Genomic DNA, 23011 nt, shown 5'->3' with positions numbered 1-23011 from the left:
TCCGTCGTCGGCAGCGTCAGATGTGTATAAGAGACAGGGTGTGAGTATGCCCGGTATAGGTCAGGTATTGGTAAGGAAACGGTAAAAAAGTGTGTTCCGCTCCGGCGTGGCTCGTCCCGCCCCACCCGGCGGGCCCGTCGTCCGTCCCGGGCGGCGCCCTTGTGCCACGGGGCGATCCGCACGGGCCTCCACCGCGGCTGCCCGGATGCCGGGTCGGTCCGACGGTCGGCCGCACGCACGGGCTACGCTCGGGGGCGACAGCGGCCGCCACCGGCCGCACCCCCGTCTCGAGCACCACAGCACAGGAGAGTCAGTGGCCAGCATTGAGGAGATCGGAGCCCGGGAGATCCTGGACTCGCGCGGCAACCCCACCGTGGAGGTCGAGATCCGTCTCGACGACGGCACGTTCGCGCGCGCGGCGGTCCCGTCGGGTGCCTCCACCGGAGCCTTCGAGGCGTCCGAGCGTCGTGACGGCGACAAGGGCCGGTATCTCGGCAAGGGTGTCGAGCAGGCCGTCGACGCCGTCATCGAGGAGATCAACCCCCGACTGGTCGGGTTCGACGCGAGCGAGCAGCGGCTCATCGACGCCGAGATGCTGACGCTCGACGGGTCCGCCAACAAGGAGACCCTCGGCGCCAACGCCATCCTCGGCGTCTCGCTGGCGGTAGCGCACGCCGCCGCAGAGTCGGCCGGCCTGCCGCTGTTCCGCTACGTCGGTGGGCCCAACGCGCACGTCCTGCCCGTCCCGATGATGAACATCCTCAACGGTGGGTCGCACGCCGACTCCAACGTCGACATCCAGGAGTTCATGATCGCCCCGATCGGGGCGCCGACCTTCCGCGAGGCCCTGCGCTGGGGCGCCGAGGTCTACCACGCGCTGAAGAAGGTGCTCCAGGACCGCGGTCTCGCGACGGGCCTCGGCGACGAGGGCGGCTTCGCCCCGAACCTCGAGTCCAACCGCGCCGCGCTCGACCTCATCCTCGAGGCCATCCGCGCCGCCGGCTACACGCCCGGCACCGACATCGCCCTGGCGCTCGACGTCGCGGCCTCGGAGTTCTTCCAGGACGGCTCCTACGCGTTCGAGGGCGGCAGCAAGTCGGCCGACGAGATGGTCGCCTACTACGCCGGTCTCGTCGACGCCTACCCGCTCGTCTCGATCGAGGACCCGCTCAACGAGGACGACTGGGACGGTTGGAAGTCCATGACCGAGATGCTCGGCGGCAAGGTGCAGATCGTCGGCGACGACCTGTTCGTCACCAACCCCGAGCGGCTCGCCCGCGGCATCGGCTCGGGCACCGCCAACGCGCTGCTCGTCAAGGTCAACCAGATCGGCACGCTCACCGAGACGCTCGACGCCGTGACCCTCGCGCAGACCAACGGCTACCGCTGCATGATGAGCCACCGCTCCGGCGAGACCGAGGACGTCACGATCGCCGACCTCGCCGTCGCGACGAACTGCGGCCAGATCAAGACCGGCGCCCCGGCCCGCTCCGAGCGCGTGGCGAAGTACAACCAGCTGCTGCGCATCGAGGAGGAGCTCGACGACGCGGCGGTCTACGCCGGCGCCGGCGCGTTCCCCCGGTTCGACGCCACCCGCTTCGGCAGCGAGGACTGAGTCCCGTGGCCGACCGCACGCCACCCCGGCCCGGCCGCTCGTCGTCGTCCTCGGCGTCGGGTCGCCCCGGGAGCGGCGGGCGGTCGGCCGCCTCTCGGCCCACCGGAGGTGGGTCGGACTCGCCGACACCCAGGTCGACGCCCAGATCGACACCGCGGTCGACGCCCCGCTCCACCCCTCCGACGTCCACGCCCCGCCCGGCGCCGGGGGCCGCGCCCCGCGCGTCCGCGGGGCGGCCCGCGCCTGCAGGACGCGGCACGACGCCGCGGGCACCGAGCGGCCGCGGTACGGGATCGCGGTCGGCCGGCACCCGACCCGGCACGCCTCGCGGGTCCGCCCGCCCGAGCCGCCCCGGCCAGGGCAAGGAGCGCCCCGCCCTCGCGGCCCGCGCCCGAACGGCCCCGCCCGCCCCGCCGTCCGCGTCGACGGCCTGGGTGCGCGGCGCGATCCTGCTCGGCATCCTCGTCATGCTGGCCGTGACGATCGTGCCGACCCTCCGCTCGCTCATCCAGCAGCGCGGCGACACCGCCGCCATGCAGGAGCAGGTGCAGCAGCAGCGCCAGGACGTCCAGGACCTCCAGCGCCAGGTGGCCCTGTGGAAGGACCCCGCCTACATCGAGCTGCAGGCGCGCGAGCGGCTCAAGTTCGTCCGCGTCGGCGACCGTGCCTACACGGTCATCGACCCGGACCGGGCCGACCCGAGCACCACCGGCCCGGCCAGGCCGGTCGTGGCCGCCCCGATGGCCAACGACGCCGCGCCGTGGTACGGCAAGGTGTGGCAGTCGGTGCAGATCGCGGACCGTCCCACCGCCGGGCTCGCCCGCAACCAGTGACCCCCGTGCGGCCAGCCCGCCGCCCCCTACCGGAGCACCAGCAGCCGTGAGCCAGACCCCGCGCCAGCCCGTCGACCCCGCCGACCTCGACGCCGTGGAGCGTCAGCTCGGCCGCCGCCCCCGCGGCGTGGCCGAGGTCGCCCACCGGTGCCCGTGCGGCGAGCCGGACGTCCTGCGCACCGAGCCCCGGCTGCCCGACGGCACGCCGTTCCCGACGACGTACTACGCCACCTGCCCGCGCCTCACTGGCGCCGTGAGCACGCTCGAGACCGGCGGGCTCATGAAGGAGATGACGGCCCGGCTCGGTCAGGACGCCGACCTCGCGGCCGCGTACGCCGCCGCGCACGAGCACTACCTGACCCGACGCGGCGAGCTCGGCCACGTGGCCGAGATCGAGGGCGTCTCCGCCGGAGGCATGCCGACCCGCGTCAAGTGCCTCCACGTCCTCGTCGCGCACTCGCTCGCTGCCGGCCCCGGCGTCAACCCGCTCGGTGACGAGGCGCTCGACCAGCTCGAGGACTGGTGGTCGCCCACCTCGTGCGCGGCGGTCCACGCCGCCGAGGACGCGGCTGCCGCCGTCATGGCGCAGGACCCGGCGAACCCGTGGCAGCCCTCCGATGGCTGAGGGCCGCGTCCGCGTCGGCGCCATCGACTGCGGCACCAACTCGATCCGCCTCCTCGTCGCCGACGTCGACCCCGACACCGGGGTCCTCGAGGACGTGCTGCGCCGGATGGAGATCGTGCGCCTCGGGCACGGCGTCGACCGCACCGGGGTCATCGCGCCCGAGTCGATGGAGCGCACCCTTCGCGTCACGCGTGAGTACGCCGCGCAGTGCCACGAGCTCGGCGCCGAGCGCCTCCGGTTCGTCGCGACGTCGGCCTCGCGCGATGCCCGCAATGCCGCGGAGTTCATCGACGGCGTCCACACGGCCTTCCGCGAGCACGTCGGCGTCGCGGTCACGCCCGAGGTGGTCTCCGGCGACGAGGAGGCCGCGCTCTCGTTCGCCGGCGCGACCGGCGGCCTGGCCGCGCGCGGCATCGCCGGGCCCTACCTCGTCGTCGACCTCGGTGGTGGCTCGACCGAGCTCGTCCGCGGCACGGACCACGTCGAGGCGGCGCGGTCCGTCGACGTCGGCTGCGTCCGGATGACCGAGCGCCACCTCGCGAGCGACCCGCCGACGCCGGAGGAGGTGGCCGCCGCGACCCGTGACGTCGACGCCGCGCTCGACCTCGCCGAGTCCGTCGTGCCGCTCGACGGCATCGCGGCGCTCGTCGGGCTGGCAGGCAGCGTCACGACGATCACCGCACACCTGCTGCGGCTCCCGCAGTACGACGCGAGCCGGATCCACCTGTCGCGCAACCCGGTCCCCGCCGTGCTCGCCGCCTGCGACGACCTGCTGGCCATGACCCGCGCCGAGCGAGCCGCCCTGCCGTACCTGCACCCGGGCCGCGTCGACGTCATCGGTGCGGGGGCCCTCGTGTGGCGGCGCGTCGTCGAGCGCCTCGTCGACCGCTCCGGCATCACCGACGTCGTGACGTCCGAGCACGACATCCTCGACGGCATCGCCCTGAGCGCGGCGCGCCGCTGCTGAGGCCGTCCTTCCCGCGGGGCGCCACGCTGCCTGCGGTGCCCGGCCGGGCAGGTCGGGTCAGGACGGGTCAGGACGGGTCAGGACGCCGTGCGGGCGGGCACCAGGCCGGGCACCGGGTCCTGCTCCTGCGCGCGGCGCCGGTGGGCGCGCAGGCGGGCCACCATCCACAGCGCGGCCGACACCCCGAGGGCCCACGTGCCGTTGGAGACGGTCGCGTCGACGACGCCGTAGGTGACGAAGAAGAGCGTCACGACGACCATGCCGCGCACCCATCGCTCCGACAGGCGCGTCGCCGCGAGGACGACGCCGCCCCAGAGCAGGTACCACGGGTGGATGACCGGGCCGGACAGGCACAGCACGAGCAGCACCCCGGCCGTCGCGAGGACGGGGTTGCGCACGGCGAGGCGCCACGCGAGCCAGGCCATGACGCCGAGCCCGGCGACGACGCCGATCGTCTGGGCCACCGGCACGGGGGTCTGCACCCAGCTGTGGGGCATGCCACCGATGCGCATGAGCCACTCGACGGCGCTGCCGAGGAAGGTCGAAGGCGCGAGCAGGGAGCGCAACGACACGGGGACCGAGAGGTTCGGGATCCAGCCCCAGCCCAGGCCGGTGGCCGCGGTGATGGCGCAGAACACCGTGGCGAAGACGGTGCCCAGCGCGAGGCCGTGTCGTAGCAGCGCGCGGACCTTCGCACGGACACCCGGGGCGAGGTCGCCTGCCTGCACGGCCATGCCGACGACGCCGACGAGGGCCAGGACCGCCGTCTGCTTGTACGTGGCCGCGGCGGCGACCGTCGCTGCCGCCGCGACGAGTCGGCCTCGGCTGCCCAGCAGCAGCGCGAGCACGACGAGGGCCACCATGACGGCGTCGCCGTGCGCCCCGCCGATGAGGTGCATGACGACGAGCGGGTTGAGGACGCCGAGCCACAGCGCATGCCGACCGCTCGAGCCGTACCGCTCGGCGAGGCGCGGCAGGGCGTAGGCCAGCAGCGCGACCGCGGCCAGGGCCGGCACCCGCATGAGGACCGCGGACGCGTACGCGTTGTCCGGTGCGACGGCGACGACGAGGTGCTGGACCTGCAGCGCGAGGGGCCCGTACGGGGCCGGCGTCTGGGCCCACATCGGGTCCACCTGGTCCGCGAAGGGGCCCGGCACCCAGAACGGTCCGACGGCGTACGGGTCCATGCCGCGGGAGACGATCTTGCCCTGCGCGGCATAGCTGTACGCGTCGCGGCTGAACAGCGGGGGCGCGAGGAGCACCGGCACGCTCCACAGCAGCCACGCGAGGGAAGGGGGGCGCCGACCCTGCACCGGACGCATCCGCAGCCAGGCGTCGACGAGCAGCCCCATGCCGACGGCGAGCAGCAGCGTGGTGGCGACGCGGCCGACGCCGCTGTCGAGCCACTGCAGGTGCAGCACGGTGATGACGGGCGACTCGCCGGGGTCGAACGCGTCGCGTGGCAGGAACGCCGGCGAGACCGAGCCGGCCGCCACGAGGGCCATGCCGAGCATGCCCCGGCGGACCATGGGGTCGAGCCAGCTGCGCAGGAGCGCGTCGAGGAACCGGTCGCGGAACTCCAGCAGCTGGACGGCCCCGGGTCGGGCGACTGCCACCCCGGTCGCGGCCAGCCGCTGCCCGCGTGGGGACGCGGCGACCGCGTTCGCGCCACGCTCGTCCAGCACCTGGTCCTCCTGAGGGGTGGTGCGCCGCAGCCCGACGTGGTGCGGCGCATCGGTCGCGCAGGGGCATGACGGACCGGCCCCTGGACCCGATGCCGCCCAGTCTAGGAGGAGCCGGGCCCCTGACGACGTGCCACGCCCGGCAGGTGGCCACAAAGCGTGACCGAACCGTGCCCGACGGGCCGCCGACGCGTCGAACGTCCTGCGTCCTGTCCGGACGTACCCCCGGAGGGACTCGAACCCTCACCGATGGCGATTTTAAGTCGCCTGCCTCTGCCAGTTGGGCCACGGGGGCGGGCCGGTGGCAGGGCCCAGTATGCCGCTGCGACGCGAGACCTCCCTGTCCGTCCGTCCACAGGGGAACCTGCAGGCCGGTGCCGGACGCTTAGTCTGGTGTCAGCTGCCACCGACCGGTGGCACCAGTGCCCAAGGAGCACACTCACATGGCAGGTGGAAACCCGGTCTTCGACCGGCTCAACAAGCAGATCGAGCAGGAGCGGTACGCCGGCTTCGGGTCCCCCCGGCAGGGGCAGCAGGCCACCCAGGGCGCGACCGCCAGCTACGCGACGCAGGACGCCCTGACGACCGAGCAGCTGAACGAGCTGTACGCCCGTCAGAGCGCCGGCCCGGTCGACACCGGCCGCGTCACGGTCGACGACGTCGTCATGAAGAGCCTGACGCTGTTCGTCATCACCGTCGCGACGGCAGCCGCCGCGTGGTTCGTCTCGAGCGACAACCAGCAGCTCGGTCTGACCTTCTGGATCGGCGGCGCCATCGGCACCCTCGTGCTCGGCTTCGCCATCGCCTTCATGAAGAGGGTCTCGGTCCCGCTGCTCGTCGTCTACGCCGTCGTGCAGGGCGCGTTCGTCGGCGCCTTCAGCCAGTTCATCAACTCGGTGCCGAAGTACGACGGCGTCGTGCTCATGGCCGTGCTCGCGACCCTGTGCGTGTTCGTGGCGATGTACATCGGCTACGCGACCGGCTTCGTCAAGGTCAACGCCAAGACCCGTCGCATGTTCTTCTTCGCCATCGTCGGCTACGGGCTGTTCTCGCTGCTGCAGTTCGTCCTGCTGCTCACGGGCGTCATCGACGGCTGGGGCTTCGGCGGCAGCGGCGGCCTCGGCGTCGTCCTGTCCATCCTCGGCGTCGGCCTCGCGTCGTACTCCCTCGCGATCGACTTCGACTCGATCGACCACGCCGTGCGGGTGGGCGCCCCGCAGAAGTACTCGTGGCTGCTCGCGCACGGCCTGATCGTGTCGATCGTGTGGCTCTACATCGAGTTCGTCCGCCTCTTCGCGCGGCTGCGCGACTGACGCGGGTGGCACCTTCGCGCGTGGGTTCGCCGACCCCGCAGGAGGTGTCGGAGGAGCTCCGGCGCGTGGTCGGGCGGTGGCAGCAGCTACCGCTCGACCACGCGCTCTCGCGTCTGGGCCTCGTGCGGGCCCTCGTCCAGGACCTGGCCGACCACGTCGGGCAGGCGCGCGGCCGGGCACCGGTCGTCGTGCCCGACCTCGGCCCGGCCGTCGTCATGGACCAGCTGGCGGTCATGGTGTGGGACGCGTCCGCCGCGGGGGTCGACGCGGGGCTGCACGAACGCCTCGCCACCCTCCGACGCTCCCTCTGAGCAGCCGAGGGAGCGGCGTCGGGAGCGTCAGCTGAGCCGCTCGAAGATGACGGCCATGCCCTGGCCGCCGCCGACGCACATCGTCTCGAGGCCGAACTGCTCGTCACGCTCGCGGAGCGCGTTGATGATCGTGCCCGTGATCCGCGCTCCGGTGGCGCCGAACGGGTGACCGATGGCGATGGCACCCCCGTTGACGTTGAGCTTGTCGTAGTCCATCCCGATCTGGTCGGCCGAGCCGATGACCTGCGCGGCGAAGGCCTCGTTGATCTCGTAGAGGTCCATGTCGCCGATCGACATGCCGGCGCGCTTGAGGGCCAGGTTGCTCGCCTCGACCGGGCCGAGGCCCATGATCTCCGGGGACAGGCCCGTGGCGGCGGTCGACACGACCCGGGCGAGCGGCTCGAGGCCGAGCTCCTTGGCCTTGGTGTCGCTCATGACGACGAGGGCTGCGGCGCCGTCGTTGAGCGGGCAGCAGTTACCGGCCGTCACGGTGCCCTGCTGGCGGAAGACCGGGTTGAGCGCCTGGACGGCCTCGAGCGTCACGCCGGCGCGCGGGCCGTCGTCCTTGCCCACGACGGTCCCGTCGGGCGTCGTGACGGGCGTGATCTCCCAGTCGAAGAAGCCGCGACCGATGGCGGCCTCCGCGCGGTTCTGCGACGTGACCCCCCACTCGTCCTGGCGCTCACGGCTGATGCCGTAGGCAGTCGCGACGTTCTCCGCGGTCTGGCCCATGGCGATGTAGATGTCGGGCAGGGCCCCGTGCTCGCGCGGGTCGGTCCAGGTCTCGTTGGTCTCGGCGATCCGCTGCGTACGGGCCTGCGCCTCGGCGAACCGGGGGTTCTGGGCATCCGCCTTGGCGCCGCCGGCGCCGGCCCAGTCGGTGTACTGCGAGACGCACTCGACGCCCGCCGAGACGAAGACGTCGCCCTCACCGGCCTTGATGGCGTGGAAGGCCATCCGGGTCGTCTGGGCCGAGGACGCGCAGAAGCGGTTGACCGTCGCGGCCGGCGTGGTGTCGAGGCCGAGGAGGGTGGCGACGACCCTGGCCATGTTCGACCCGTGCTTGCCGGAGGGTTCGGCGCACCCGAGGTAGAGGTCCTCGACGAGCGTCCTGTCGAGGGCGGGGACCTTGTCGAGCGCCGCCTGGATGACGGTGGCCGCGAGGTCGTCGGGGCGCACCTCCCGGAGTGAGCCCTTGAAGGCCCGGCCGAACGGTGAACGGGCGGTCGAGACGATGACGGCTTCGGTCACGGGGCTACTCCTGGACGACGTCGGCGGCCCGGGCGGTGGCGCGCGGGCGACTAAGCGCTTGCTCAGTCCCTCGATGGTAGGACGTTCGGGCGAGCGCTGACAGTGCCGGCTCCATGACGTGCGTCTCGTCGGGGCCACCCGCCGGCGTCGGTCCGGCTACGTCCCGCCCGAGGGCGAGGACTAGGGTTGCCGGGTCGCGGCCACGGGCCGCCACCCGCCCGGCCGGTGCCGGGTGACCCGACCACCCAGGGGGCCTCTAACCCATGAAGACCATGACGACCCGCGCCGTCACTCTCGCCGGCGCCCTCGCAATCAGCCTCGGTGCTGCCGCGTGCTCCAAGGCGGACACCCCGACGGCGGCCTCCACGGGCTCGTCCGCGTCGAGCTCTGCGTCGACCTCCGCGACGTCCACGGCCACCCAGGCGCCCCAGCCGGCGGACCTGCTCGAGAAGGCCAAGACCAACGCGCTCGCCGCCACGTCGGCCGTGTTCGCCGGCGATGTCGAGCAGGACGGCAAGAAGGTCACCATCGAGTTCAAGGGAACGAGCGACGGCAAGACCTCGGACATCTCCATCGCGATGGAGGGCAGCGGCCGGGCGCGCCTCATCACCGTGCCGGACGCCGTGTACATCCAGGCCGACGAGACCTTCTGGAAGAAGCAGGGCGCTCCGGCGTCGGTGCAGAAGGCCGGGGACAAGTTCATCAAGGCACCCTCGTCCGCGTCCGCGATGGCCGACAGCCTCAGCCTCAAGAGCTTCCTCGAGAAGGCGTTCGCCGAGGTGAGCGCCGACAAGCTGTCGAGCACCGTCGGCGAGGAGTCGGTCAACGGCACCGAGTGCTGGGTCCTCACCGACAAGAAGGGCAAGAGCGAGGGCGCGCTCTACGTCTCCAAGGACGCCTTCCAGGTGGTGCGCTTCAGCGGCTCGTCCAAGAGCCCCGGGCAGCTCGACTTCTCCAGGTGGAACGAGGACCTCGGCATCAAGGCGCCGGACGCGAGCCAGATCATGCCGCTCGGCTGACGCGTCCGAACCGCGAGGGGCCGTCCGCAGTGCGGGCGGCCCCTCGTCGCGCGTGCCCGCACGGCTCGTTCAGCCGGGAGTGACGTTGTCGGGCTCGCGAGAGGAGTCCGGCACAGGTCCGTCGGGCTGGACCGACGCGCCGCGCGCGTCGACGCCGCCGGAGCCGTCGGCCCCGACCGGCGCGTCGACGCCGCCGGAGCCGCCGGAGCCGCCGGAGCCAGCCGTCCCGTCCGGGGGCGGCGGAGCGGTCGGCACCGACGTCGGTGGGCCGGGGACGCGGTCGACCGGGAAGGACCCGACGGGAACGGCCGGCCGGATGCGGTGCAGCAGGACCGCCCAGCGTCCGTGCGCGCCCCGGGCCTGACCGGCGACCTCGGCCGGTGCGACCTCGGTGCCGGGCTGGGCCACGGCCCGGGTGGCGGCGACCGCGACCGGGCCGACGCCCTCGCCACGGCGCAGGTTCGGCTCGGGCGGGGCGCTACGCTCGCCGAAGAGGTCGAGCGCCGCACTGACCGTGGGCAGCAGCGCTGCGGCGACCCGCGCGTAGCCGGCGGGGCTCGGGTGGAACCGGTCCTCGCTGAACATGACCTTCGGGTCGGCGCTGAACGCCTCGCTCAGCATGTCGCCGACCGACACGGCGCGACCTCCGGCCTCGACGACCGCGACGGTCTGGGCGGCCGCGAGGTCGCGCGACCAGCGGCGGGCCAGCAGCCGCAGCGGCTGGGGAACCGGCTCGATGGCACCGAGGTCGGGGCACGTGCCCACGACGACCTCCGCCCCGGCCTCGCGCAGGCTGCGCACCGCCATCTCGAGGTGGCGCACCGCGACCGAGGTGTCGATGCGATGGGTGACGTCGTTGGCCCCGATGAGCACGAGGGCGACGTCGGGGCTCGGAACCGCCTCGAGGGCGCGCTCGACCTGGCCGTCGAGGTCGGGTGACTCGGCCCCGACGACGGCGACGTTCGTCAGGCGCACCGGACGGCCGCTGAAGGCCGCGACCCCGCTCGCGACGATCGCCCCGATGGTCTGGTGCGCGTCCGCCGCCCCCATGCCCGCGCCGGTCGAGTCCCCGAGGACGACGAGCTCGATCGGCTCGCCGGGGCCGAAGCCGTAGCGTCCGTCGTCCTCCGGTGCGCCCTCGAACGGCTGGCCGACGAGGCGCCGGGCCATCGCGGCCTCGGCCTTGATGACGCCGTAGCCGAGCAGGCTGAGCAGGCCGAGGCCGGCGACCCCGACGCCACCGCCGTAGGCTGCCTGCTGCGCGATCCTGCGCGCGCGCCGTGCGCGCCCCATCCGGCTCCCCCTCCGTCATGGTTGCGGTCGTCGTGCCGTCGCGGTCCTGCGACGCGACACCGGCCCGATCGGCCGGCTCACCACGGTAACGCGCGGCACCGACGCGCCGTGCCCGGTTTCGTCCGATGCCGTCCGGGCCGCCCGGCCCGGGACGGCGACGCTGGCGCGGCAGGGCGCGGCGCGCGGCCGCCGTCTCGCGGGCTGGGACGGCGCACCTAGGATGGGTGGGTGAAGTACGCAGAGAACGTGGCCGACCTCGTCGGCAACACGCCCCTGGTCAAGCTGGGCTCCGTCACGGCCGACGCGGGGGTGAGGTGCACCATCCTGGCGAAGGTCGAGTACTTCAACCCGGGAGGCTCGGTCAAGGACCGCATCGCGCTGCGCATGGTCGAGGCCGCCGAGCGCGACGGCCTGCTGAAGCCGGGCGGCACCATCGTCGAGCCCACGAGCGGCAACACCGGCGTCGGGCTCGCGCTCGTGGCCCAGCGCCGTGGCTACAAGTGCGTCTTCGTCTGCCCCGACAAGGTGAGCCAGGACAAGCGCGACGTGCTCAAGGCCTACGGCGCCGAGGTGGTCGTCTGCCCGACCGCCGTCGAGCCGGACCACCCGGACTCGTACTACTCGGTGAGCGACCGCCTCGTCCGCGAGATCGACGGCGCCTGGAAGCCGAACCAGTACTACAACCCGGAGGGCCCCAACAGCCACTACCTGACGACCGGTCCGGAGATCTGGCGCGACACCGACGGCAGGGTCACCCACTTCGTCGCCGGCGCCGGCACGGGCGGCACGATCAGCGGGACCGGCACGTACCTCAAGGAGGTCAGCGACGGTGCGGTGCGCATCATCGCCGCCGACCCGGAGGGCTCGGTGTACTCCGGCGGCACGGGCCGCCCCTACCTCGTCGAGGGCGTCGGCGAGGACTTCTGGCCGGGTGCCTACGACCCGTCCGTCGTCGACGAGGTCATCGCGGTCACCGACGCCGAGTCCTTCGAGATGACCCGGCGGCTGGCCCGCGAGGAGGGCCTCCTCGTCGGCGGCTCGTGCGGGATGGCCGTCGTCGCGGCGCTGCGGGCCGCCGAGGACCTGCCCGAGGATGCCGTCGTCGTGGTGCTGCTGCCGGACTCGGGCCGCGGGTACATGAGCAAGATCTTCAACGACGAGTGGATGCACTCCTACGGGTTCCTCACCGACCACACCGAGCAGACCGTCGGCGACGTCCTGCACACGAAGTCCGGCGACATGCCCGCGCTCGTGCACACCCACCCGAACGAGACCATCCGCGACGCCGTGGCGATCCTCAAGGAGTACGGCGTCTCGCAGATGCCGGTCGTCAAGGCCGAGCCGCCGGTCATGTCCGGCGAGGTGGCCGGCTCGGTCAGCGAGCGGGCCCTGCTCGATGCCCTCTTCACCGGCCGAGCGCACCTGGCCGACGCCGTCGAGAAGCACATCGAGCCCGGCCTGCCGCTCATCGGGGCCGGGTCCCCGGTGTCGGCGGCCCGCAAGGAGCTGCAGACCGCGGACGCCGTGCTCGTCGTCGACGACGGCAAGCCGGTGGGTGTCCTCACCCGCGCCGACCTGCTGGCGTTCCTCGCCGACTGATGCGGCTGCTGGGCCGGGGCCGCCGCCCCGGTCAGGCCTGCTGCTTCGCCTCGGCCTTCTTCGCCTTCTTGTACTCGCGGACCTTGACGCGTGACGCGTCGTCGACGACGTCGGCGATCGACCGGTGGCCGGGTCGACCGTAGTCGCCGGTCGCCTCCTGCCAGCCCTCGGGCGTCACGCCGAACTGCTTGGCGAGCAGGGCGGCGAAGATCCGGGCCTTCTGGTCCCCGAAGCCGGGCAGGCTGCCGATGCGGCGCACCAGCTCGCGGCCCGAGTCGACCCCGGCCCACACGTTGGCCGCGTCGCCACCCCAGTCGTCGACCAGCGCCTGGCACAGCTGCTGCGTACGGGCCGCCATGGAGCCGGGGAAGCGGTGCAGCGCCGGGGGCGTCCGGAAGTGCTCGAGAAGGGTCTCCGGCGGCAGCGCGGCGATGGCGGCCGCGTCGAGGCGTCCGCCGGCCGGCACGCCCAGGCGCTCGGCGAGGACGCTCGGCGACGTGAACGCCTTCTCCATCGGGATCTGCTGGTCCAGCTGCATGCCGAGCAGCAGCGCGAGGGGGTCGTGGGCGAGCAGCTCGTTGGCCGCGTCGGTGGAGCCGAGGTGCAGTGCCTGGGGTGCCATGGACCCATCGTGCCGCATCGGCGCGGGCCCGACGGCCGGGCCCGCCGGCGCCACCGGCTCCCAGCCCGATGGTGCATGATCGCGGCCATGAGGCTGTTCCGCCGGCCGCGTGACGAGCAGGTGCCCCCCGACCCTGTCGCGGCGTTCTGGTCCTGGTGGGTCGAGTCGGGCGCGGCCCTGACCTCGGCCGCGCTCGCTGACCGCGAACCCGTCCGGGTCGCAGACGAGCTGAGCCGACGGGTCGCCGCCATCGCCGACGGCCTGACGTGGGAGCTGTCGGCGGGCAGCACGAGCGCCCACGTGCTCGTCGTCTCGCCGGAGGGTGACCCCGACCTGCGGGCCACGGCCCGCCGCTGGCTGCGTGCCGCGCCGGACCCGACCGCCACGTGGGGCTACGCCGACACGCGCCAGCCCGTCGACGACATCGACGCCGTCGAGCTCGAGACCGACGCGGCGACCGTGGCCTTCCGTGATGTCGTCGTCAGCGCTCGGCGCGAAGGGTTGCGCATCTCGGTGGCGGTGCACCATCCGGCCTTCGCCGACCTCGACGACGCGGCCCGGGCCACGATCGCCTACCTCGCGCTGGACTCGGCCATCGGTGAGTCCGACGTCGAGTGCTGGATCGGCGAGGTGAGCCGGCCCGAGCTCCCACCCCTCGATGCCTTCCCGCTGCGCTGGATCCGCTCGCTCGTCGCCGACCTCAAGGCCGAGCACACGGCGCCGGACGGGCAGCCGCAGCACGTCGTCTTCCAGGGCCAGGGTGCGGACGGCCCGATCGTCGCGATGGCACAGGTGCCCCTCGCCGCCGCCACCGCGCCCGAGCTCGACACCCACGTCGGCGTCTTCCTCGAGTACCTCGCCACCGACGACGGCCTGCCGACGCCGGGTGCCCTCGACGAGCTGCGTCACTTCGAGGAGGCCCTCACGGTGGACCTCGAGGGACGCGGCAGGGTCGTCGCGCACCAGTCCAGCGCCGGGACGCGGGTCCTGCACGTCTTCGTCGACGGCACGACCGACGCCGCCGAGCACGTGCGCACCGCCTCGCGCCGCTGGACCCAGGGCGGGGTGGACGTCACCGTGACCCATGACCCGTCGTGGTCGATGGTGGCCCACCTTCGAGGGTGAGCCGCCGCGGCGGCGGTGCCCACGGCCGCGGCGGCCGCCGGCTGGGTCGGCAGCGACCCCCGTCAGCGGGTGCCCCGGCCGACCGGCACCCAGACGTCCGCCCCCGGCGTGACGCGTCCGGCACCCGAGGTCAGGGTCGCGACGGTGCTGCCGAACGCGTCGACCGCGTCCGGCTCGACGGCCACGTGCAGGCGGACGCCCTCCGGCAGGTACTCGGCCGCGGTGACCTCGACGTCCGGTAGCCCGCGAAGAGCGTGCTCGACGCGGGGCCCGTCGCCGTGGCCGACGGCGACGGTGGTCGTCGTGCGCCGCGCCATCGTCACGACGGGTGCGGCATCGAGAGCCGCCGACACCGCGTCGCCGTAGGCCCGGATCAGGCCGCCCGTGCCGAGGAGCGTCCCACCGAACCACCGCGTGACGACCGCGACGACGTCGGTGAGGTCGTGGCCGCGCAGCACCTCGAGCATCGGGGCACCGGCGGTGCCGGACGGCTCGCCGTCGTCGTTGCTGCGCACCGTCGACGCGTCGGCACCGAGGACGAAGGCCGTGCAGTGGTGGCGCGCGTCCCGGCTCGCCGCCCGGACCCGCTCGATCACCGCCCGCGCGTCGTCCTCCGAGGGCACCGGCGCGACCTCACAGAGGAAGCGCGAGCGGCGGACCTCGATCTCGGCTCGGGCCGGTCCGCCGAGGGTGCGGTAGGAGCGGGGCTGGCTGGGCGGCACTCGGCCTCAGTCCGGCTCGGTCCGGCCGCCCTCGTCCGCGTAGCGGTCGACGACGATGTCGACGAGCTCCGGCGGCGGCGGCTCGTCGGGCAGCAGCAGGGGAGCGGTGACGACGTCGGCGCCGGAGCGCCCGGCGAGGTCGGCGAAGAACCCGGGAGCGAGCAGGTAGGTGGCCACGACGACGCGGCGACCCGAAACTCGTTGTGCGCCAACGGCGTCGGCGAGGCGGGGCTCGGCGGCCGAGAGGTAGCCGGTGGACACGTCACGGCCGATCAGCACGCCGAGCCGGGCGGCGACGTCCTCGCAGTCACGGAGGGCCGACGGCTCCGACGAGCCGGCGGCGCCCAGCAGGACGACGTCGTCGTCCCGCAGCCCAGCCGCGTCGAGGCGCCGGGCGAGCAGGTCCGCGAGGCGGGCGTCGGGGCCGAGGGCCGGCGCCACGCTCGCGCCGGGATGCCCGACCGCAGCCTCGGTGAGGTCGACGAACACGTGGTACCCCGCCGACAGCAGCAGCGGCACGAGCCGTACGCCCCGGCCGGGCGGCAGCGTCCCGAGGATCGTCGGCGGGTCGGGCTGCTGGACGTCGACGAAGGCCGCGCGCACGTCGACGTCGGGACGTCGCACGGCCACCGCGGCGACGAGCGCCGCCACCGCCGCCTGACCCTGCGGCGAGGCGGTGCCGTGCGAGGCGGCGACGAGGACCGGCTGCTCGGGAGCGGACGTCGTCATGGCAGCACCCTGTCACGCGCGGGACCACGTCGGACGCGCACGTCGGCGGGCGAGACGGGTGAGGGGTGTCTTACCGCGGTGTCGCACGGCCGAAACGCCGACGAAACACGTCGTTCCTACGGTTGACCTTGCGCAGACCGACGGCGAGGGGAGACGCGCGTGCTCATCGACACCGACCTCACCGCGGCGCGCGTGGTGGTCGCCGGACCGGACGGGCTCACCGCCGCGGCCGCCCGTCGCCTCTCGCGCGCCGGGGCCGAGGTCGTCGTCCTTTCCGCCGCCGACGCCGTGACCCCGGAGGCCTGCCGCGGCGCGCAGCTCGGCGTCCTCGTCGGACCGGCATCGGGCTGGGACCGCGCCCGGGCGGTGCTCCGTTCCCAGTGCCTCGTCGTCGACGAGCCCGCCACCAGCCCCGACGTCGGGCGGGTCGTCCTCGTGGGAGCCGGCCCGGGAGGCGCCGAGCTGCTGACCGTGGCGGCCGTGCGGGCGCTCGCCGATGCCGACGTCGTCCTCGCCGACCGCCTCGCCGAGGTCGGTGACCTGTCCGCCCTGGCGCCCGGGGCCGAGGTGGTCGACGTCGGCAAGCGCCCCGGCCACCACGCGGTGCCCCAGGACGAGATCGAGCGGATGCTCGTGGACCGCGCCCGCGCCGGGCTCACCGTCGTGCGGCTCAAGGGCGGGGATCCCTACGTCTTCGGCCGCGGCGGCGAGGAGGTCGCGGCCTGCGTCGCGGCCCGGGTGCCGGTCTCGGTCGTGCCCGGCGTCACCTCGGCCATCGGCGTGCCGGGAGCTGCCGGCATCCCCGTCACGCACCGGGGGGTCAGCCACGTCGTCACCGTGCTGTCGGGCCACGTGCCGCTCGACGAGACGCGGGCCCGCGGTCTGGTCGCCGTCGGAGGGTCGATCGTCGTGCTCATGGGCGTGCACAACCTCGTGCCGATCACGGACGCGCTGCGCCGGGCCGGGCTCGACCCGGACATGCCCGCGGCCGTCGTGGAACGTGGTCTGACGTCGAGCCAGCGCAGCGTCGTCGCCACGCTGGCGACGCTGGCCGAACGCGCCGCGAAGCTCGGGATCGCCTCTCCCGCAGTGGTCGTCATCGGCGACGTCGTCGGGCAGGCTCACGTGTGGGCCCGGCGCGTCCACCACCCGGGGGACGCCGGGGCCACGTCGCCCGAGTCCGTCCCCGTCCCCGCGGGGGCACCAGCGTGAGCACGCCGCCCCCACGCACCCATCCGGCCACCCCGTGGTCCGAACAGCTGACCGGGCCGGACCCCGACGCCGGCCCGCCCGAGCCGACCGGTCCGGTCCTCGAGGGGTTCCGGATCGCGGTGACCTCGGACCGGCGCTCCGAGGACCTCGTCGACGCGTTCCGCCGGCGCGGCGCCGACGTGCTGCACGCTCCCGCGGTCCGCATCGCACCGATCGACGAGGACGAGGTCCTCGTCGCCGACACCCGAGCCGTCATCGAGAGCCGACCCGACGTCGTCATCGTCACGACGGCCTACGGCTTCCGCCGCTGGATCGAGGGCGCCGACGCGGCCGGCCTGGGGGAGGACCTCGCCGACGTGCTCGACGCGGCACGCATCATCGTGCGCGGCCCCAAGGCGCGCGGGGCGGTCCGGGCTGCGGGCCACGTCGACGACGGCATCGCCGAGGACGAGCGCACCGCCTCGACCGTGACGCTCGCGCTGGCGGCCGGCGTCGACGGCCGACGCGTGGCGGTCCAGCTGCACGGCCACGAGGACGTCGAGCAGCTCGAGCGGCTGCGTGCCGCCGGGGCGGTGGTGCTGACGGTCGCGCCGTACCGCTGGGTGCGGCCCACGGACGAGAGCCGCCTCGGCCGCCTCATCCAGGCCGTCGCCGCCCGGGAGGTCGACGTGGTGACGTTCACGTCGGCGCCGGCCGTCGACGGGCTCGTCTCTGCCGCAGCCCAGCTCGGCATGGACGGCGTCCTCGTCGATGCGATGCGCTGCGGTGTCACGGCCGCTGCGGTCGGTCCGGTGACGGCCGCGCCGCTGCACGACCTCGGCATCACGCCGATCGTGCCGGAACGGTTCCGGATGGGGGCGCTCATCCGCACCGTCGTCGAGCATCTCACCGTCAACGGCATCGCGCAGGTGCAGACCGCCCTAGGTCCGCTCGTCGTGCACGGCCGCACGGTGACGTTCGGTGGTGAGACCGTGACCCTCCCGCGTGGGCCCCGCGCGATGCTCGCCGCGCTGATGGCCGACCCGGGAGCGGTGTGCACCCGCGAACGCCTCCTCGACGAGCTGCCCGACGCCGAGAACGAGCATGCGCTCGACATGGCCGTCAGCCGGCTGCGCGCCGCGCTGCCGGACCGGGACCTCGTGCAGACCGTCGTGCGCCGCGGCTACCGCCTCAACGTCTGACGCCCGGGCGTGGGCCCACGCCGTGCCTCGCCCCGGGCCGAGTGGCCGGAGCGACCCGGCCGAACGTGTCGGTCAGGCCCGTTTCGCAGTCCGGATCCGGTCGCTCGGCCCGTCCCTGGGGTGGGTGGTCGGCGCGCGAGGGTGAGGGCGCGCCTGTGTGAGGCGGCGGCTGGGTGAGGGCGACGCCTGCGGGACCGGCAGGCGCGCGACGCGTCGGTCAGGCGGAGGCGTCGGCGCGCGTCGACCGGGCGACGATGTCGGCGGCGTGGTCGGCGATCCAGTCCATGAGCGGCACGAGCCGGGAGGCCAGGTCCTGGCCCTCGTCGGTGAGCGAGTACTCGACGTGCGGCGGCACGACGGGGCGGGCGTCGCGGTGGACGAGGCCGTCGGTCTCCAGCGTGCGCAGGGTCTGGGCGAGCATCTTCTCGCTGACCCCCTCGGCGCGTCGGCGCAGCTCGCTCCAGCGCAGTGGCTCGCCCTCGGCCAGGGCGAGCAGCACGAGCGTCCCCCACTTGCTCGTGACGTGGTCGAGGACGACGCGGGAGGGGCAGTCCGAGGCGAAGACGCCGTCGGGGAAGTGGTGATGCAGCGTCTGACTCACTCTCATGTCAGTACCTTACTTCAAAGTGGGTACTAACTTCTGGGAAGTACCGGTGGCGGCGGCTGGTTGACCCGGACGTCCCGGCGCCTGCGGCGCCTTCCAGCCCGAAAGGACCTCCCATGACCATCCTCGTCACCGCCGCCAGCGGCCACCTCGGCCGTCTCGTCGTCGACGCGCTGCTGCGCCACGGCGTCGCCCGCTCCGACGTCGTCGCCACGGCACGCCGGCCCGAGGCCCTCGCCGACCTCGCCGGGCTCGGCGTGGAGGTGCGGCGGGCCGACTACGACGACCCCGCCTCCCTCGACGCCGCCTTCGCCGGTGTCGAGCGGCTCCTGTTCGTCTCGGGCAGCCAGGTGGGCGCTCGGATCCCGCAGCACCGCAACGTCGTCGACGCGGCCGCCCGTGCCGGCGTCGGCCTCGTCGCCTACACGAGCATCACCCGCGCCGCCACGTCCGACATCGCCCTGGCCGCCGAGCACCGCGCCACGGAGGAGATGCTCGAGGCGTCCGGGCTGACCACCGTGCTCCTCCGCAACTCGTGGTACCTCGAGAACTACACCGCGCAGCTGCCGACCTACCTCGAGCACGGGGCCGTTCTCGGGGCCGCCGGCCAGGGACGGGTCAGCGCCGCGGCGAGGGCCGACTACGCCGAGGCCGCCGCGGCGGTGCTGGCCGAGGACGGGCACGCGGGGAAGACCTACGAGCTCGGTGGGGCGCCGTTCACCATGGCCGACCTCGCCGCGACCGTGGCCCGCGTCAGCGGCGCCGACGTCGTCTACCGCGACCTCCCGGTCGAGGAGTACGCGGCCGCGCTCGTCGCGGCGGGGCTGCCCGAGGGGTACGCGCAGGTGCTCGCCGACAGCGACCGCGGGATCGCCGAGGGGGCGCTCTTCACCGACTCCGGTGACCTGGAGCGCCTCGTCGGCCGCCCGGCGACCTCCCTCGAGGACGCCGTCCGCTCGGCCCTGCCGGCCCCGGTCCGCTGACCGGCTGACCGGCCGCTTCGAGCGACTGCGGTTCGGGGCACGGACCGCGCGGGCCCGACCCGCGCCTGCCCCGAACCGCGGTGGGTGCCCCGAACCGCGGTGGGTGCCGCGTCAGGTGGGGACGCCGAGGAGGACGACGCCGTGGGCGATGCGGACCGCGTACGTCGGCAGGCGCGTGCCCGGGTCGTCGAGCGCCTCGCCCGTCCGCAGGGAGAAGACCTGCTTGAGCAGGGGTGAGGCGACCGTCGGCTCGCCCGCGCGGTCGCCCGTCAGCCCGCGCGACATGACCGCCGCGCCCGCGTAAGGGTCGAGGTTGCCGACGGCGTAGACCATGCCGGTGCCCAGGAGGAAGAGCGCGGCCTGCTCGCCGCCCGGCAGCAGGACGGCGACCCCGCGCCCCGGGACGAGCGTGTCGACCCGGCAGGCCCGGACCCACGCGGGCACGCCGGGTCGCGGCAGGACGCCGGGACGCACGACGATGCGTCGGCCGGTGGCTGACGGGTCGACAGCCGTGCCCACCTGGGCGGCACCGGCAGCGGCGGCAGCGGCGGCACCGGCGGCAGCGGCGTCGGGGTTCGGGTCGGTGTGGGGGGCGGCGGTGGCCAGGGTGGTCATCGTGGGTTCCTCTCCGGGAGTGGGCGGTGCGAGGGTGGCGAGCCAGGACTCAGTCGGCGCGACGCAGGCTCGGCAGGCCGAGCGTGACCGGCACCTTGCGGACGCCGCTGTCGTCGAAGGCGATCGTGGCGTCGGCCTCCTCGGGCGCGTTGACGAAGGAGACGAAGCGGGCGAGCTTGTCGGGGTCCTGGAGGACGGCGGCCCACTCGTCGCGGTAGCCCTCGACGTGCCGGGCCATGGCCGCCTCGAGGTCGGCGGCGACGCCCAGCGCGTCGTCGCAGACGACCGCCCTCAGGTGGTCCAGGCCGCCGTCGAGTGCCTCGAGCCACGGCGCGGTGCGCTGCAGCCGGTCGGCCGTGCGGACGTAGAACATGAGGAACCGGTCGATGTACCGCACGAGCGTCTCGGCGTCGAGGTCGCTGGCGAGCAGCTGGGCGTGCTTGGGGGTCTGGCCCCCGTTGCCGCACACGTAGAGGTTCCAGCCCTTGTCGGTGGCGATGACGCCGACGTCCTTGCCCCGTGCCTCCGCACACTCCCGCGCGCAGCCGGACACCCCGAGCTTGAGCTTGTGCGGCGATCGCAGTCCCCGGTAGCGCAGCTCCAGCTCGACCGCCATGCCGACCGAGTCCTGCACGCCGTACCGGCACCACGTCGAGCCGACGCACGACTTCACCGTGCGCAGCGACTTGCCGTAGGCGTGCCCGGACTCCATGCCGGCGTCGACGAGCCGGCGCCAGATGAGCGGCAGCTGCTCGACGCGGGCGCCGAAGAGGTCGATGCGCTGGCCGCCGGTCAGCTTGACGTAGAGGTCGAAGTCCTTGGCGATGGAGCCGATCTCGATGAGCTGCTCGGCGGTCACCTCCCCGCCCGGCATGCGCGGCACGACGGAGTACGTGCCGTTCTTCTGGATGTTGGCCAGGAAGTGGTCGTTGCTGTCCTGCAGCGCCGCCTGCTCGCCGTCGAGGATGTGGTCGCTGCTCGTCGAGGCGAGGATCGAGGCGACGGTCGGCTTGCAGATCTCGCAGCCGGTGCCGCGGCCGTACCGCGCGACGAGCCCCGAGAAGGTGCGGATGCCGGTGGCCGAGACGATCTCGAAGAGCTCGGCGCGGCTCTGGTCGAAGTGCTCGCACAGCGCCGTCGACAGCTCGACGCCGGAGTCGACGAGCAGCTTCTTGACGGTGGGCAGGCAGCCACCACACGTCGTCCCGGCGTTGGTGCAGCCCTTGACGGCGGCGAGGTCGCACGCACCCTCGGCGATGGCCCCGCAGATCGCGCCCTTCGTCACGTTGTTGCACGAGCAGATGACGGCGTCGTCCGGCAGCGCGTCGGCCCCGAGCTCGGCCCCGGCGGGGGAGATGAGGGCGGCCGGGTCGCCCGGCACCTCACGGCCGACGTACGCCTTGAGCGTCGTGTAGGCGGTGGCGTCACCGACGAGGATGCCGCCCAGCAGGGTCCGGGCGTCGTCGGAGACCACGACCTTGGCGTAGGTGCCCTTGGTGGCGTCGGTGTGGACGATCTCGAGGGCGCCTGGGGTCGCCCCCATGGCGTCACCGAAGGAGGCGACGTCGACGCCGAGCAGCTTGAGCTTGGTCGACAGGTCGGCGCCGGGGAAGGTGGCCTCGCCGCCGAGGAGACGGTCGGCGACGACCTCGGCCATGGCGTAGCCGGGAGCGACCAGCCCGTAGCAGCGCCCCTCGAGGGCCGCGACCTCGCCGATGGCCCAGACGTTCTCGTCGTTCGTGCGGCACGCCGCGTCGGTGACGACGCCGCCGCGCTCACCGATCTCGAGCCCGGCCGCTCGACCGATCGCGTCGGCCGGTCGGACTCCGGCGGAGAAGACGACGAGGTCGGTGAGCAGCGCTGTGCCGTCGGACAGCTCGACGGCGAGGCGGCCGTCGTCCTGGGCCTCGATCGCGCTCGTGCCGGCACCGGTGTGCACGTGGACGCCGAGCCGGCTGACGAGGCCGGCGAGCACGGCGCCGCCACCCTCGTCGACCTGCAGCGGCATGAGGCGCGGCGCGAACTCGACGACGTGCGGGGTCAGGCCGAGCAGGCGCAGCGCGTTGGCGGCCTCCAGGCCGAGGAGGCCACCGCCGACGACGAGGCCGTTGGCCTCACGTCCCTCGGCGTGGGCCCGCTCGAGGGCGGCCTCGGCCCGGGACCGGATGCCGTCGAGGTCGTCGAGGGTGCGGTAGACGAAGCAGCCGTCGGCGTCGTGGCCGGGCACCGGCGGCACGAAGGGGTAGGAGCCGGTGGCGACGACGAGCGCGTCGTAGCCGATCGTGTCACCGGTGCTGGTCGTCACCGTGCGGGCGACGCGGTCCACCTGCTCGGCGCGGGTGCCGAGGCGTAGGTCGACGAGGGCGTCACCGGGGTAGCCATTGCCCGTGAGCGCCAGCGCGCTGCGGTCCCAGGCGCCGACGTAGGCGGACAGGCCGACGCGGTCGTAGGCCGCCTCGGCCTCCTCGGACAGGACGACGACGCGCCACGTGCCCTCGGAGTCGCGAGAGCGGAGCGCCTCGACGAAGCGGTGGCCGACCATGCCGTGGCCGATGACGACCACCGTCCGGGTGGGCTGGGTCTGCTGCGTGGTGGACATCAGGCGGCTCCTTCTTCGAGGGGCTCGGGCAGGGCGTCGGGTGCGGTTCCGGGGCTGTCGGCGCTGTCGGGGCCCTGTCTCTTATACACATCTGACGCTGCCGACGACGGA

21 protein-coding genes and 1 tRNA gene are annotated in these 23011 nt (G+C 73.9%); 12 read left to right on the top strand and 10 right to left on the bottom strand.

What is annotated here, in order from left to right:
* The first annotated feature begins 313 nt into the window (after positions 1–313).
* The 4 genes from eno (at position 314) to ACR9ZK_RS12485 (ending at position 4040) form a co-directional block, all read left to right on the top strand.
* Positions 314–1615: a phosphopyruvate hydratase gene (eno, locus tag ACR9ZK_RS12500; RefSeq protein WP_481342248.1), complete on the top strand. Its 1302-nt coding sequence runs from the start codon at positions 314–316 to the stop codon at positions 1613–1615.
* A gap of 434 nt (positions 1616–2049) precedes the next feature.
* Entirely contained in the window at positions 2050–2448 is a 399-nt protein-coding gene (locus ACR9ZK_RS12495; protein WP_481342247.1) for an FtsB family cell division protein, read from the top strand.
* 46 nt (positions 2449–2494) lie between these two features.
* A complete protein-coding gene (locus ACR9ZK_RS12490) occupies positions 2495–3073 on the top strand; it encodes a DUF501 domain-containing protein (RefSeq protein ID WP_481342246.1) in 579 nt (192 codons plus the stop codon).
* The gene (locus ACR9ZK_RS12485) at positions 3066–4040 is read left to right on the top strand and encodes a Ppx/GppA phosphatase family protein (protein ID WP_481342245.1); all 975 of its coding nucleotides are present in this window, start codon (positions 3066–3068) and stop codon (positions 4038–4040) included. Before ACR9ZK_RS12490 ends, ACR9ZK_RS12485 begins: the two co-directional genes overlap by 8 nt.
* Positions 4041–4117: 77 nt before the next feature.
* On the opposite strand, the gene mptB is transcribed toward ACR9ZK_RS12485, so the two are convergent.
* Positions 4118–5725: a polyprenol phosphomannose-dependent alpha 1,6 mannosyltransferase MptB gene (gene mptB, locus ACR9ZK_RS12480; protein ID WP_481342244.1), complete on the bottom strand. Its 1608-nt coding sequence runs from the start codon at positions 5723–5725 to the stop codon at positions 4118–4120.
* 217 nt (positions 5726–5942) lie between these two features.
* A tRNA-Leu gene (locus ACR9ZK_RS12475) sits at positions 5943–6017 on the bottom strand.
* Between the two features lie 148 nt (positions 6018–6165).
* Here ACR9ZK_RS12475 and ACR9ZK_RS12470 point away from each other — a divergent pair.
* Positions 6166–7035 carry a Bax inhibitor-1/YccA family protein gene (locus tag ACR9ZK_RS12470; RefSeq protein WP_481342243.1) on the top strand — a complete coding sequence of 290 codons (870 nt, stop codon included), beginning with the start codon at positions 6166–6168 and terminating at the stop codon, positions 7033–7035.
* 20 nt (positions 7036–7055) lie between these two features.
* The gene (locus ACR9ZK_RS12465) at positions 7056–7346 is read left to right on the top strand and encodes a hypothetical protein (RefSeq protein ID WP_481342242.1); all 291 of its coding nucleotides are present in this window, start codon (positions 7056–7058) and stop codon (positions 7344–7346) included.
* 27 nt (positions 7347–7373) lie between these two features.
* Here ACR9ZK_RS12465 and ACR9ZK_RS12460 read toward each other — a convergent pair whose 3' ends face one another.
* Entirely contained in the window at positions 7374–8597 is a 1224-nt protein-coding gene (locus tag ACR9ZK_RS12460) for an acetyl-CoA C-acetyltransferase (protein ID WP_481342241.1), read from the bottom strand.
* 263 nt (positions 8598–8860) lie between these two features.
* Here ACR9ZK_RS12460 and ACR9ZK_RS12455 point away from each other — a divergent pair, with 263 nt between their 5' ends.
* On the top strand, positions 8861–9616 hold the full coding sequence (locus ACR9ZK_RS12455) for a hypothetical protein (RefSeq protein WP_481342240.1): 756 nt from the start codon (positions 8861–8863) through the stop codon (positions 9614–9616).
* Positions 9617–9685: 69 nt separating this feature from the next.
* Here the strand turns inward: ACR9ZK_RS12455 and ACR9ZK_RS12450 are convergent, their stop codons facing one another.
* Positions 9686–10909, bottom strand: a complete 1224-nt coding sequence (locus tag ACR9ZK_RS12450) for an SGNH/GDSL hydrolase family protein (protein WP_481342239.1) — start codon at positions 10907–10909, stop codon at positions 9686–9688.
* 228 nt (positions 10910–11137) lie between these two features.
* On the opposite strand from ACR9ZK_RS12450, the gene ACR9ZK_RS12445 reads away from it, so the two are divergent.
* A complete protein-coding gene (locus tag ACR9ZK_RS12445) occupies positions 11138–12508 on the top strand; it encodes a cystathionine beta-synthase (protein WP_481342238.1) in 1371 nt (456 codons plus the stop codon).
* A gap of 31 nt (positions 12509–12539) precedes the next feature.
* Here the strand turns inward: ACR9ZK_RS12445 and ACR9ZK_RS12440 are convergent, their stop codons facing one another.
* Positions 12540–13130 carry an HhH-GPD-type base excision DNA repair protein gene (locus ACR9ZK_RS12440; protein WP_481342237.1) on the bottom strand — a complete coding sequence of 197 codons (591 nt, stop codon included), beginning with the start codon at positions 13128–13130 and terminating at the stop codon, positions 12540–12542.
* An 87-nt stretch (positions 13131–13217) separates the two neighbouring features.
* Between ACR9ZK_RS12440 and ACR9ZK_RS12435 the strand changes: the two genes are divergently transcribed.
* Positions 13218–14255, top strand: coding sequence for a DUF695 domain-containing protein (locus ACR9ZK_RS12435; RefSeq protein WP_481342236.1), 1038 nt, complete (start codon positions 13218–13220; stop codon positions 14253–14255).
* 62 nt (positions 14256–14317) lie between these two features.
* Here ACR9ZK_RS12435 and ACR9ZK_RS12430 read toward each other — a convergent pair whose 3' ends face one another.
* Together ACR9ZK_RS12430 and ACR9ZK_RS12425 are read right to left on the bottom strand one after the other, a co-directional pair.
* Entirely contained in the window at positions 14318–14977 is a 660-nt protein-coding gene (locus ACR9ZK_RS12430) for an IMPACT family protein (RefSeq protein WP_481342235.1), read from the bottom strand.
* Between the two features lie 6 nt (positions 14978–14983).
* Entirely contained in the window at positions 14984–15706 is a 723-nt protein-coding gene (locus ACR9ZK_RS12425; protein WP_481342234.1) for a sirohydrochlorin chelatase, read from the bottom strand.
* Positions 15707–15865: 159 nt separating this feature from the next.
* On the opposite strand from ACR9ZK_RS12425, the gene cobA reads away from it, so the two are divergent.
* Both cobA and ACR9ZK_RS12415 read left to right on the top strand, forming a co-directional pair.
* The gene (gene cobA, locus ACR9ZK_RS12420; RefSeq protein WP_481342233.1) at positions 15866–16918 is read left to right on the top strand and encodes a uroporphyrinogen-III C-methyltransferase; all 1053 of its coding nucleotides are present in this window, start codon (positions 15866–15868) and stop codon (positions 16916–16918) included.
* Positions 16915–18099 carry a uroporphyrinogen-III synthase gene (locus tag ACR9ZK_RS12415; RefSeq protein ID WP_481342232.1) on the top strand — a complete coding sequence of 395 codons (1185 nt, stop codon included), beginning with the start codon at positions 16915–16917 and terminating at the stop codon, positions 18097–18099. The genes cobA and ACR9ZK_RS12415 overlap by 4 nt, the downstream gene beginning before the upstream one ends.
* 217 nt (positions 18100–18316) lie before the next feature.
* On the opposite strand, the gene ACR9ZK_RS12410 is transcribed toward ACR9ZK_RS12415, so the two are convergent.
* Positions 18317–18706, bottom strand: coding sequence for a winged helix-turn-helix transcriptional regulator (locus tag ACR9ZK_RS12410; protein WP_481342231.1), 390 nt, complete (start codon positions 18704–18706; stop codon positions 18317–18319).
* 113 nt (positions 18707–18819) lie between these two features.
* Between ACR9ZK_RS12410 and ACR9ZK_RS12405 the strand changes: the two genes are divergently transcribed.
* Complete coding sequence (locus ACR9ZK_RS12405) at positions 18820–19686, top strand: SDR family oxidoreductase (RefSeq protein ID WP_481342230.1); 867 nt, start codon at positions 18820–18822, stop codon at positions 19684–19686.
* 111 nt (positions 19687–19797) lie between these two features.
* On the opposite strand, the gene nirD is transcribed toward ACR9ZK_RS12405, so the two are convergent.
* Positions 19798–20301, bottom strand: a complete 504-nt coding sequence (gene nirD / locus ACR9ZK_RS12400) for a nitrite reductase small subunit NirD (RefSeq protein WP_481342229.1) — start codon at positions 20299–20301, stop codon at positions 19798–19800.
* A 49-nt stretch (positions 20302–20350) separates the two neighbouring features.
* The gene (gene nirB, locus ACR9ZK_RS12395) at positions 20351–22900 is read right to left on the bottom strand and encodes a nitrite reductase large subunit NirB (RefSeq protein WP_481342228.1); all 2550 of its coding nucleotides are present in this window, start codon (positions 22898–22900) and stop codon (positions 20351–20353) included.
* Positions 22901–23011: the final 111 nt, after the last annotated feature.

The organism is Monashia sp. HAY1-5C, assembly GCF_056755255.1.
This window is presented reverse-complemented; position numbering and strand designations above follow the sequence as displayed.